Source organism: Rhizobium sp. NZLR11 (genome assembly GCF_019685115.1).
Taxonomy (GTDB): domain Bacteria; phylum Pseudomonadota; class Alphaproteobacteria; order Rhizobiales; family Rhizobiaceae; genus Rhizobium.
Genome location: NZ_JABDWD010000035.1, coordinates 13,384 through 25,511 on the forward strand (window position 1 = coordinate 13,384; position 12,128 = coordinate 25,511).

Here is a 12,128-nt window from a genome sequence, read left to right on the forward strand (position 1 = left end):
CTCACACGTCGAGACTGACGACCTTTCCAGGGTTCATGATGTTGGCGGGGTCGAAGGCGCGCTTGATGCGGCGCATCAGCTCGATTTCGATTGCCGGGCGGATGGCAGCCAGTTCGTCGCGCTTCAGCTGTCCGATGCCGTGCTCGGCCGAGATCGAGCCGCCGTGAGCAATTACCAGCCCATGAACGATGTGGTTCATCTCGTGCCAGCGGGCGATGAAGGCGTCCTTGTCGGCACCGACCGGCTGGGAAATATTGTAATGGATATTGCCGTCGCCCATATGGCCGAAAGCGCAGATGCGGGCTCCGGGCATTGCCGCCATCACCGCTTCTTCGGCCTCGGCCATGAAATGCGGAACCTTCGACACCGGCACGGAAACATCGTGCTTGATCGACCCGCCTTCCGGCTTCTGGGCATCCGACATGCTTTCGCGCATGTGCCAGATGGCCTTCTGCTGGGCGACCGATGAAGCGATCGCCGCATCGAGCACCAGCCCGGCCTCGAAGCCTTGTTCCAGTACGCCGTTCATCATCCGCTCCGCCGTCTCGGCCGAGTCCGACGTGGAGATGTCGATCAGCACATACCAGGGATAGGGCGCTTCCAGCGGATCGCGCACGCCGTCGATGTGGCGCGTGGTGATTTCGACGCCGAAACGCGGCATCAGCTCGAAACCGGTGAGCGAGGCGCCGCAGAGGCTGGAGGCGAGATCGAACAGACCAAGCGCATTCTCCACCGAATTCAGACCGGCGAATGCCACCTGATGGCCGAGCGGCTGGGGAAACAGCTTCAGCACCGCGCCGGTGATGATGCCGAGCGTGCCTTCGGCGCCGATGAAAAGGTCGCGCAGGTCGTAGCCGGTATTGTCCTTCTTCAGGCGGCGCAAGCCGTCCCAGATCTCGCCGGTCGGCAGCACCACTTCGAGGCCGAGGCAGAGCTGGCGCATATTGCCGTAGGCAAGCACGGCCGTGCCGCCGGCATTGGTGGAAAGGTTGCCGCCGATGCGGCAGGAGCCCTCCGAGCCGAGCGACAGCGGAAACAGCCGCCCGTGCGCCTCGGCTGCCTTCTGCACTTCGGCCAGGATGGCGCCGCCATCGGCCACCAGCACGTTCGCCACCGGATCGATATCGCGGATCTTGTTCATGCGTTCGAGCGACAGGATGATATCGGACTTGCCCTCACGCGGCGTCTGGCCGCCGACCAGGCCGGTATTGCCGGTCTGTGGCACGATCGCCGCTCCGGTCTCCGTCGCAAGTTTCATGATTGCCGAGACTTCTTCGACAGAGCCGGGCTTTAGGAGGAGAGGGGAGGAACCGTGATAGAGCCCGCGGTTCTCGATCAGATGCGGCGCCAGATCGGCCTCGCTGGCAAGCGCGTATTTGTCGCCGACGATGGCGGCGAAGCGGTCGAGAAGTTCGGCGGAAATGCTGGGGCTGCTCATCGGGTTCGATCCTCCGTCATTATTTCAAGTCGCGGGGTGCAGCTGCCCGCTGCAGGCGGTCGTTGATCGCTTCGCCCAACCCCTCCTCGGGGATGGCCGAAAAGGCAATGCTCGAAGCCCCGCTGGCATCGGCCCGCTTCATGTAGTCGAAAAGATTGGCCGCCGCCTCGGCAAGGTCGCCCTGCGGGCTGAGATCGAGGACGATCCGGGCGCCGTTTGCGCCGGAGACCGCCGCGCCGCCGAAGGCGATCAGCGCTTCGCCGGGTTCGACCGTCGTCGCATTGAGGCGCACCGACGCGCCTGGCGCGTAGTGCGAGGCGAGCATGCCAGGCGCCTCGATCGCCGCCGATGCCGTTTTCGCCCGCAGCAGCGGCCGGCCTGCGACGCGCTCGATCTCGCGTGCCGCCAGACCGCCGGGGCGAAGCAGCCTTACCCGGTCGCCCTCCACCTTGACGATCGTCGATTCGACGCCGACAGCGCTTGGGCCCGCATCGAGGATCAACGGGATCTTCGCCCCAAGATCGGCCTCGACATGGGCGGCACTCGTTGCGCTGATCGTGCCTGACGTATTGGCGCTGGGGGCTGCGAGCGGCCGCCCGAAGGCGCCGATCACCGCGCCTGCAAAACCCTTCGGCACGCGGATGCCAACGCTGTCGAGCCCGGCGGTCGCCAGCGAATGGATCGGGCTTTCGGTCTTCAGCGGCAGCACGAGGGTCAGCGGGCCGGGCCAGAAGGCGGCGGCGAGAGCCCTCGACACCGGATCGAATTCGGCGTGCTCTTCGGCCATGGCGAGATCGGCCATATGGCAGATCAGCGGGTTGAAGCGCGGCCGTCCCTTTGTCTCATAGATGCGGGTGATCGCCGCCGGATTGGTGGCGTCGGCGGCAAGGCCGTAGACCGTCTCGGTCGGAATGGCGATGGCAAAGCCGTCGGCAAGAGCGGCGCAGGCCGCCTCAAGCGCTGCCTGCCTGTCTGCCTCAATGTCGATCGTGCGTGCCATGTGCTGCCTGGTGCTTCAGTTCCGGCAGTCATTAGGCTTTCCGCTCTTCGCGATCAATCGCGTTGTTGGCCTCACGCTTCGATGCGATGCGCTTTATAGCTGGCGGATGATTTCGCGCAGCTGTTCGTTGCGGGCGCCGAGCAGCAGGATGTTGCGGATCGCTGCCTGCGGATCATGGGTGCGGAAGAGCAGGCCGTTGCCGCGCACTGACCGGTCGATGCTCATTTTTTCCTGGGAGTGCTCGCCGGGTTTGATCGCGACGGCGAAATACATGCGGGAATAGCCGACATCGATGCGTTCGAAGAAATTGTCGTTCTGGCCGATGTCGGAATAGAAATTGGCGATGTAGAAGGCCCAGCTCACGTCTTCGTAATGCGCGAACTTCGTCCGCGCAGCGGTGACGTGGCAATAACCGAGATGCGGGCTGTCCTCCAGCGTCCGGTGAAAGATCATCTTCGGAAACTGGATCGAGTGGTGAAAGCCGTTGATGTGCTGATGCGTCTTTTCGCCGGCCACCTGCAGCTTGCGGCCAGTCTTTTCGGCGACCTCATCATGGGTGAAATAGCGCTTTTCCTCGGCCAGCCAGTGCCGCCGCTCGCGCGGTATCCGGCCGGTGCGCAGGAATTCGGAATGCGCGGCAATCGGCTGCCGCTCTTGCAATCTGCTTGCATCTTTCGCGTCGAAATAACGGAGTCTGGCCATGGTTCGCGTTCTTCGCTCGGTCTGAATCAACGGCAGGATAGGGTGGCATGCTTAAGGCGATGTTAAAATCGCCCGGCGGCCGGCCGGCCAGAGACCTAAATGCCGGCAGCTGTCGCAAACGCGATGGACGCCGATATCACCCAGCGAACCTCTTTGCGCAACGGCCCTTTACGCCATGTCGCAATTGACGATAATCGCCTGGAGAGTCGGACGAATGTCAGCGACTGGGATCAGTAGCTTTTGGCTTGCCGCACCCTGTCGTCAATTTCGAAGCCGATGTCGCATTACAACCAAGCGGCAGGGATGCCAGGTGATTAAATGGGCCCAGGTGATTAAATGGCGCCATGAACAATTCTCCCGAAGGAGAAGGAAGCGGGCGCGCTTCCGCCGGCCTTCTGCTCGAGGGTGGCAACCGGGTGCACGAGGACATGAAGATGGATATTCGCAGCAACGTTTTGCGTCAGCTCAAGGGCCGTCGTGAGGGCTTCAGCCTCGAACGGCCGTTTTATATCGACGAGGATTATTTCCAGCTCGACATGGAGATGATCTATTATCGCGACTGGCTGTTCATCGGCCATGATTGCGAATTGCCGAAGCCCGGCGCCTATTTCACCGTCCAGATCGGCAGCTATCCGGTCGTCGTCGTCCGTGGCCGCGACAATGTCATCCGCGCCTTCCACAACAGCTGTCGTCATCGCGGCTCGCGCGTCTGCACCAAGGAGCACGGCTCTTCCGTGCGTCTCGTCTGCCCCTACCATCAGTGGACCTATGATCTTGAAGGCAAGCTCGCCTTCGCCCGCCACATGGGCGATGATTTCGATAAGACCGGCTTCAACCTGAAGCCCGTCCATTGCGAAATCGTCGCGGGCTATGTCTTCATCTGCCTTGCCGATACCGCCCCGGACTTCCAGCCGGTGCGCGACAAGATCGAGCCCTATGTCGCGCCGCACCGGATCAGCGAGAGCAAGGTCGCCTTCCAGAGCACGATCATCGAGAAGGGCAACTGGAAGCTTGTCTGGGAAAATAATCGCGAGTGTTATCACTGCGCCGCCAATCACCCCGAGCTTTGCCGCACCTATCCCGAAGCCCCGAGTGTCACCGGCACGGATGGCGGCGCCGACGATCCCGAGATCGCCGGCCATTGGGCGCGCTGCGAGGCCGCCGGCCTGCCGAGCAAGTTCCAGATGTCGCCGGACGGTCAGTTCCGCACCGCCCGCATGCCGCTGATCGAGGACGCCGAGAGCTACACCATGTCGGGCAAGAGCGCCGTCAAGCGTCCGCTCGCCGACGATATCTCGATCAGCCATATCGGCACCATGCTGCTCTTCCACTACCCAACGACGTGGAACCACCTATTGGGCGACCACGCCATCTCCTTCCGGGTGCTGCCGCTCAGCGCCAATGAGACGGCGGTGACGACAAAGTGGCTGGTCCACAAGGACGCGGTCGAAGGCGTGGATTACAATCTCGAGGAACTGACCCACGTCTGGACCGAGACCAACGACCAAGATCGCCGCATCGTAGAAGAGAACGCCTTCGGCATCCACTCGCCTGCCTATGAACCAGGCCCCTATTCCTCCCTGCACGAGGGCGGTGTCATGCAGTTCCTCGAATGGTATTCCAACTTCATGGTGAACCGCCTGCAGGGCGACCAGGCGAAAATCTCCGCCGTGGCGTAACATTTCGCCCGGAACTGTGCAGCGGTTCCGGGATAACGACATACATAAGACAAAGGACTAAAGCGCGTCTCGGCCGCAATTCCGGGCGCCGTTATCGAGGGCGGCCTCGCGGTTAATGCCCGGTTCAGATCGATTTCTTTAAAGATATGAAAGCAGCGGCCCCCGGCCGCTTTCGGAACCATTCGGGCACGAAAGCGTTGCTAAACAGGCGGTTATCGCTGTTGAATGGGAGAGAAGAATGTTCGGTTTGAGTAACAAGATCGCGACCGCAGTTCTGGCTGCCGCCGTCGTTCTGACAGGCTTCGTGCCGTCGCAGGCAGTCCAGATGCCAACCGCCCCGCAGGTGGAAAAATCCTCCGCCGTCGAGAACGTCCAATACCGCCGCTACTATCGTCCCGGTTATGGGTCGGGCGGCTACTACCGCCCCGGCTATCGGCCGGGCGCCTATTATCGGCCGGGCTACGGCGGCGGCTACCGCCCCGGCTATTACGGTGGCTATCGCGGATACAGCTATTACCGTCCGGGCTATCGCCACTACAACGGCTACTGGTATCCGCTCGCCGCCTTCGGCGCCGGCGCGGTCATCGGCGGCGCCATTGTCGCGCAACCGCGTTACGTCGAGCCTGCGCCCAGCATGGGTTCAGGCCATGTCGCCTGGTGCGCCAACCGATATCGGTCCTATCGCGCCTACGACAACACGTTCCAACCCTATAACGGCCCGCGTCAGCAGTGCTATTCGCCGTAATGAGGCCGGAATAGGAAGTGGGCATTGCCCTCACGCTAACCCTCTCCCCGTAAAAAACGGAGAGAGGGGACGTGGCAAACGTGGCGTCGCGCGGCCGTCCATTCGGCTTTCTCGGCAAGGTTGACCAAGCCGAGTCCCCACGCCGGCCCGTACCAGCCGCCGCGCAGGGACCTGCCCATGCAGCGGAACGAGAGGGCGGTGGCGTGAAGAAACCGTGAACTCATTTCATCATCGGCTGCGAAACTCAGTGGACGACGGTGATCACCGAAATGCCAGCTTCGTCGGCGGCACGGATAAGCGCTGCTCGCGCGTCCTGAGCCGGAATCTCCCCGTGTATTGCATCCCGGCAAGCCATAATCGCCACGAGGTATTCTTCTCCATCGTCGATCGGCCAGCCAACGGTCAGCATCTCGGCAGCCTGCACGAGAGTTGCGACGAGCTTGTATTTTTCCGGCCCACTCACCACGAGCATCAGAGGGACGAACTCTCCGGATGTGCACCATTTCATGACATTAGGTCTCCCCACGGTAAATACATTAGTAACCGTGCAAGAACCGTTCCGAGCGAGGTGGTGGCATGAACCAACGGATTACCCGAGCGTCGATCGCTGAGATTGTAAAAAACGGGGAGAGGGGACGTGCCCTTAGGGGACGTTAGCGAGGGACGGAGACGTTGCGGCATATCCCCTTCGCCCCGTTTACGGGGAGAAGGGGCCGGCAGGCGGATGGGCAGCAGCGCCCACCCCACCTCTCAGATTCAAAGAATATCCACTCGCCGCAGCAGCCACCAGGCAAAGGCAATCGAGGCGACGATGAGGGCGACGGCGTATTCGGTGCCGTAATCGCCGACGGCGAAGGGCAGGTTTGCGGTGTTCATGCCGAAGAAGCCCGTCACCAGGGTCGGCGGCAGCAGGAAGGCCGTCATGATCGACAGCAGATAGAGGTGGCGGTTGGTCTCGGAGGATTGTTTGGAATCGATTTCTTCGTGCAGCAGGCGCGCCCGGTCCTGCAGCGCGTAAATATCGTGGTCGACCGTTTCCAGCCGGCTTGTCAGCCGCCGCGCCACATCATCGAAGCCGAATGGCATCTCGTCGTCGTCGGCCGCCGCCGCACGGCGCATCAGCGCCAGCACCGTGCGCAGATGGCGATGCAGCCGGACGACGGTGCGCCGGACCGGCGCCAGCCGCCGGCGTTCGTCGCGCGGCGCATTGTCGTAGACAAAATCCTCGATCAGGTTCAGCTCTTCGGTGAGTTCCATGACGATCGCGATCAGCGTGCGCTGAAACTCGATCACCAGCAGTTCGAACAGATCGACCGGCCGTGAAAATTTTCCCGGATTTTTTTCGATCAGCGCCCGCGCCCGCTCGACGCTGCGCAGCGGCTGCAGCCTCGTGGTGATGATGAAACGGTCGGACATGGCAAAATGCAGCCAGCCGAGATTGTTGGTATCCTGGGCGAAATCGCGCTGGCAGTCGACGAGCGTGCCGTAGAGCATCTGCTCGTCGACGGTGATGGTCGCGTGCGTGTCACGCGTCGTCAGCGCCGATTTCGCGTCCTCCGTCAGTCCGGCGAGCGTTTCGAGCAATGCCGGCACGCGGGCGTCAACAAGGTTGAGGTGCAGCCAGTAGAAACAATTGTCGGCGATGAGGTCCGCCACCGTCGCACTGTTGTTCAGACGCACCGCCGTCTTTTCATCCGGCGAGAAGCGATAGGCCCAGACGAAACCGGGTATGTTGACGGGCAATGTATCCATTGGTCGCCGATCCCTTGCGAAGGCGATGTCCTTACAGCCTCTTCATGACGTTCATTTGTGCAAGAGTGCAAGAGCCGGGCTGTGATGTCGGGCAAACTATTGCACGACAGTCAATGGAATCGAAATTGACGTTTACGTAAAAATCAATTAGCCCTTTGCCTCGGAGGGGCTTTGCCCAAATACAGGAAGTGCAGGCCGTCTGCGGAGGAAAACCATGTACAAGGCGCCCGTCGAGGAAATCGCGTTCACGTTGAAGCATGTCGCCGGCATGGGCGAGGCGATTTCAGCAGGCTTGCTCCGCGATCTCGGCGAAGATCTGGTCGATGCGATCCTGGCCGAGGCGGGACGTTTTGCCACAGAGGAAGTGGCGCCTCTCGCAGACATCGGCGACCGGCAGGGCGCCCGTTTGATCGATGGTGAGGTCCGGCTGCCGGATGGCTGGCGCGATCTCTATCGCAACTGGATCGCCGGCGGCTGGAACGGCCTGACGGCACCCGAAGCTTTCGGCGGCCAGGCCCTGCCGCATATGCTGAATGTCGCAGCGCTGGAAATGTGGAATTCCGGTTCCATGGCCTTTGCGCTTGCCCCAACGCTGACGATGGGCGCCATCGAGGCGGTCAGCACCCATGGCAGTGCTGCGCTGAAGCAGAAATACCTGGCAAAGATGGTGTCCGGCGAATGGACCGGCACCATGAACCTGACCGAGCCGCATGCCGGTTCCGATCTCGGCGTGCTCAAGGCCCGCGCCGAGCGCCGCGCCGACGGCAGCTACCGCATATCAGGCCAGAAGATCTTCATTACCTGGGGCGACCACGACGCGGCCGACAATATCATTCATCTGGTGCTGGCCCGCCTGCCGGATGCGCCGGCCGGCACCCGCGGCATCTCGCTCTTCCTGGTGCCGAAATTCCTGGTGAACGATGACGGCTCGCTCGGTGCCCGCAACGATCTGTTCTGCCACTCGCTGGAGCACAAGCTTGGCATCCACGGCTCGCCGACCTGCACGATGATCTATGGCGACGGCCGGTTCGGCGACGAAAAGGGTGCCGTGGGATGGCTGGTCGGCGAGGAGAACAAGGGGCTCGCCTGCATGTTCACGATGATGAACAATGCCCGTCTGGCCGTCGGCATTCAGGGCGTGGCGATCGCCGAGGCCGCTACCCAGAAGGCGCTCGCCTATGCCAAGGAACGCACCCAGGGCAGGGCGCCCGGCTGGAGCGGCGCCGGCATGAGCCCGATCGTCGACCATCCCGATGTTGCCCGCATGCTGCTGACGATGAAGGCGCTGACGCAGGGGTCACGCGCCATTTCCTATGCCTGCGCCCATGCGATCGACATGTCCCACCGGGCGGGCGATGACAGCCGTCACTGGCAGGAGCGTGCCGCGCTGCTGACGCCGATTGCTAAATCCTTTTCGACCGATGCCGGCGTCGAGGTTGCCTCGCTCGGCATTCAGGTGCATGGCGGCATGGGCTTCATCGAGGAGACGGGGGCAGCGCGGTACTTGCGTGATGCCCGCATCGCGCCGATCTACGAGGGCACCAACGGCATCCAGGCGATCGACCTCGTCACCCGCAAGCTGCCGCTCTCCGGCGGCGATCAGGTCAAGGGCTTCATCGCCGAGCTGAAGGAGATCGCCGACAATGTCCGCCGCTCCAATCTCGGTGGTCTTGGCGAAACCGCCGCCAGGCTCGACACAGCGATCGCCGATCTCGAAACGGCGACCGGCTGGCTCATCAAGATCCTGACCGATGGCAAGGCCACCGAGGCGCTCTCAGGTGCAACACCCTATCAGCGCCTGTTCGGCCTCGTGCTCACCGGCTGTTACCTCGCCAAGGGGGCTCTTGCCGAAAGCGGCGATGGCAGAGGCGAGGGCCGCATCGCGCTCTGCCGCTTCGCCGCCGAAAATCTGATGGCCGAGACCACAGCCCTTTGTGACCGGGTGGTGAATGGCGCTGCAAGCCTCGCCGCCGCCCGCATTCTGCTTGCTTGAGGACATTTCCAATGACCGATCACATCATCGTCGAGCAGCCTTCCGCCCACCCTGGCGTCCAGCTCATCCGCTTCAACCGGCCGGAGAAGAAGAACGCCATCACCCGCGCCATGTACCGGACAATGGCCGATGCGCTGAAGGCGGCCGATGCCGATCCCGCCATCCGCGCCACCGCCTTTCTTGGTACCCAGGGCTGCTTTTCCGCCGGCAATGATCTAAACGACTTCCTTGTCGCCGCAGTCGGTGGCAGCGGCCTGGAGCAGGAGATCCTAGATTTCCTCTATGCGCTGGTGAAGGCCGAAAAACCCGTGGTCTCGGGCGTCGACGGACTGGCGATCGGCATCGGCACGACGATCCATCTCCATTGCGACCTGACCATCGCTTCCAGCCGCAGCCAGTTCCGTACTCCCTTCGTCGACCTGGCTCTGGTGCCGGAAGCGGGTTCCAGCCTCGTTGCGCCACGCCTGATGGGCCACCAGCGCGCCTTCGCCCTGCTGGCCGCCGGCGAAGCCTTCTCGGCCGCCGAGGCGAAGGACGCCGGTCTCATCTGGAAGGTGGTTGAACCCGGCGAGGTCGATGGGCTGACGCTGGCGACCGCAGCTCGGCTCGCCGCCAAACCGCCGGAGGCGCTGCGCATCGCCCGTAATCTCATCCGCAGCGACAGCGGCGAGATCATCGCCCGCATCGACGAGGAGGCCCGCCATTTCTCCGCCCGTCTGAAAAGTGCCGAGGCCCGGGCCGCCTTCGAAGCCTTCATGCGCCGCTAAACCGTATCAGATGAAGCAAGTTTGACGCGACGCGCTTTAGAGCTTGGGCACATCGAAGACCTCGCCCGCCCTGAGCGCCCGGAATCGTTCCGGGGGAATATCATGTTCGCTCATAGCGTTTTGCAGCGCTCTTGTCGGCGCGTCGACCGCCTCGTCTGTCAGTTGGAACGTCGCGAAGTGATGCCCCGCCACATAGGCCGCATTTGCCAACTTCATCCCGATGACCGCTTCCTGCGGATTCTGGTGCTGGCCTTTCATGAACCATCGCGGCTCATAGGCGCCGAAGGGTAAAATCGCCAAGCGAAAGCCACCATGCTTCTGCTGTGCCGCCTTGTAATTGATGCCGCGGTGAAAGCCCGTATCGCCGACGTGATAGATTTTTCCGGCGGGAGTCGATAAGGCGAACGACGCCCAGAGCGCCATTCGGCGATCGGCGCCGCCGCGGGCGGACCAATGATGTGCCGGCTCCGCATCAATGCTGATGCCGGCGTGCGAGATGCGCTCGCCCCAGTCCATCGATGTCATCTCTATATCGGGCACGGCGCGGCGGATGATCGTGTCATTGCCGAGTGGTGTCACCACACGCGGCCGATGCTTGGCGCTCAAGCGCCTGAGTGTCGCGATATCGAGATGATCATAATGATTGTGCGATACCAGCACGAGATCGATTGGCGGCAGATCATCGAACGCGATGCCCGGTTGGACGACGCGTTTGGGTCCAGCAAAAGTAAAGGGGCTTACGCGCTCCGACCACACCGGGTCGGTAAGGATATTGAGCCCAGCGACCTGTACGAGCACTGTTGCATGGCCAACCATGGTCACCCGTAGATCCTCGCCGTCGACACGTGGATCCGGCTTGGCCGCCGCATATGGACTTGGCACCGACCGCGGCCAACGCTCACGGCCACCGCCGAATTGCCACCGCAGCAAATCGCGGAAACCAAGGGGCTCGATACCTTCGGGATTGAAGAAATGCGTGCCGTCGAAGTGATCGGACACCGGGCCGTTATAATAGGGATTACGTCTTTTGGTCTTGCGCATTCGAAATCGGTCTCGTTTGCTTACAGCGCCGCGCGTCTTTTCAGACGCGTAAACGACGCTGTAACACTTTGAATCGCCGCATATGCAGTAGAACAGGATGATTTTAAGCGTGTCGGCTCAAAATCTGAATCCTGTTCTAAAATAGAGAGTCAGATTGATGCAGGAAGCTCGTTGACCTTGCGCAGCAGGCTGTCGACCAGACGCTCCGGCAGGTAGCGGCGAAGCGAGCGGACCTGACGCGACTGCTTGCCGGCGGAATAGCGCAGCTTCGGCTTCTTGGCGGTTGCGGCTTTGACGACCATATCGGCGACGACCTGCGGCGCGTCGCCCGCCGCTACCCACTTGCGCATCAGAGCCTCGCTCCGGGCCCGCTCCGAGTCGTAGACCGGAAGCGGTTGATCTGCGCGTGTCAGGTTCTCCTCGAAGGATGTTTTGGTGACGCCGGGTTGGACGAGAACGACACGGATACCGAAGTTGCGCACTTCATGATCGAGCGATTCCGAATAGCCTTCGATTGCATGTTTGGTTGAGGCATAGAAGGCGTTGTAGGGGGATGGGATCAGTCCGAGGATCGAGCTCATGTTGACGATCCGGCCGCTCTTCTGCTTGCGCATGACCGGCAGCACGGCATTGACGACACGGGCGACGCCGAAAAGGTTGACGTCGAAAAGCCGCTGGGCCTGGTCGATCGATGATTCTTCCGCGCCTCCAAGCAGGCCGACCCCGGCATTGTTGACGACAAGATCGATCCGGCCGGCCTGTTGCAGGATCTCGGCAATCACAGCCTCCACCGAGGCCTTATCCGTCACGTCGCAGATCAGCATGGTGATGCCAGGCTTGTCAGCAACCTGTTTGCGGCTGGTCCCATAGACGCGATAGCCGGCTTTCGCCAGCGATTGGGCTGTGACAAGGCCAATGCCGGAGGAAGCGCCGGTAACCAGGGCAATGTTTTTGGTTCTGTCGATCATGCTGTCAGCTTTCATTAGGGTGTGGATCATTGGCTGACGCTGT

General features: G+C 62.0%; 11 protein-coding genes. 4 read left to right on the plus strand and 7 right to left on the minus strand.

All coding sequences use genetic code 11. The features are described from left to right. Position 1: 1 nt before the first annotated feature. The 3 genes from HJB83_RS32325 to HJB83_RS32335 all read right to left on the minus strand — a co-directional run bounded on the left by HJB83_RS32325 (position 2) and on the right by HJB83_RS32335 (position 3,140). Positions 2-1,438 (minus strand): FAD-binding oxidoreductase, encoded by a 1,437-nt coding sequence (locus tag HJB83_RS32325; RefSeq protein ID WP_221133214.1) that lies wholly within the window; start codon positions 1,436-1,438, stop codon positions 2-4. 19 nt (positions 1,439-1,457) lie between these two features. Then, positions 1,458-2,438, minus strand: coding sequence for an L-threonylcarbamoyladenylate synthase (locus HJB83_RS32330; protein WP_221133215.1), 981 nt, complete (start codon positions 2,436-2,438; stop codon positions 1,458-1,460). Between the two features lie 93 nt (positions 2,439-2,531). Then, on the minus strand, positions 2,532-3,140 hold the full coding sequence (locus tag HJB83_RS32335; RefSeq protein ID WP_207583167.1) for a DUF6656 family protein: 609 nt from the start codon (positions 3,138-3,140) through the stop codon (positions 2,532-2,534). 434 nt (positions 3,141-3,574) lie between these two features. Between HJB83_RS32335 and HJB83_RS32340 the strand changes: the two genes are divergently transcribed. Continuing rightward, entirely contained in the window at positions 3,575-4,819 is a 1,245-nt protein-coding gene (locus tag HJB83_RS32340; RefSeq protein ID WP_207584263.1) for an aromatic ring-hydroxylating dioxygenase subunit alpha, read from the plus strand. 238 nt (positions 4,820-5,057) lie between these two features. Further along, on the plus strand, positions 5,058-5,564 hold the full coding sequence (locus tag HJB83_RS32345; protein WP_207583168.1) for a BA14K family protein: 507 nt from the start codon (positions 5,058-5,060) through the stop codon (positions 5,562-5,564). A gap of 244 nt (positions 5,565-5,808) precedes the next feature. Here the strand turns inward: HJB83_RS32345 and HJB83_RS32350 are convergent, their stop codons facing one another. Then, positions 5,809-6,072 carry a DUF982 domain-containing protein gene (locus HJB83_RS32350; RefSeq protein WP_164009858.1) on the minus strand — a complete coding sequence of 88 codons (264 nt, stop codon included), beginning with the start codon at positions 6,070-6,072 and terminating at the stop codon, positions 5,809-5,811. 248 nt (positions 6,073-6,320) lie between these two features. After that, positions 6,321-7,316 carry a transporter gene (locus HJB83_RS32355; RefSeq protein WP_207583169.1) on the minus strand — a complete coding sequence of 332 codons (996 nt, stop codon included), beginning with the start codon at positions 7,314-7,316 and terminating at the stop codon, positions 6,321-6,323. A 214-nt stretch (positions 7,317-7,530) separates the two neighbouring features. Here HJB83_RS32355 and HJB83_RS32360 point away from each other — a divergent pair, with 214 nt between their 5' ends. Together HJB83_RS32360 and HJB83_RS32365 are read left to right on the plus strand one after the other, a co-directional pair. Further along, positions 7,531-9,309, plus strand: a complete 1,779-nt coding sequence (locus HJB83_RS32360; RefSeq protein ID WP_207583170.1) for an acyl-CoA dehydrogenase — start codon at positions 7,531-7,533, stop codon at positions 9,307-9,309. An 11-nt stretch (positions 9,310-9,320) separates the two neighbouring features. Continuing rightward, entirely contained in the window at positions 9,321-10,076 is a 756-nt protein-coding gene (locus tag HJB83_RS32365) for a crotonase/enoyl-CoA hydratase family protein (protein WP_207583171.1), read from the plus strand. Positions 10,077-10,112: 36 nt separating this feature from the next. Here the strand turns inward: HJB83_RS32365 and HJB83_RS32370 are convergent, their stop codons facing one another. Then, positions 10,113-11,117, minus strand: a complete 1,005-nt coding sequence (locus HJB83_RS32370; RefSeq protein WP_207583172.1) for an MBL fold metallo-hydrolase — start codon at positions 11,115-11,117, stop codon at positions 10,113-10,115. Positions 11,118-11,266: 149 nt separating this feature from the next. Continuing rightward, positions 11,267-12,085 (minus strand): oxidoreductase, encoded by an 819-nt coding sequence (locus HJB83_RS32375; protein ID WP_221117821.1) that lies wholly within the window; start codon positions 12,083-12,085, stop codon positions 11,267-11,269. Positions 12,086-12,128: the final 43 nt, after the last annotated feature.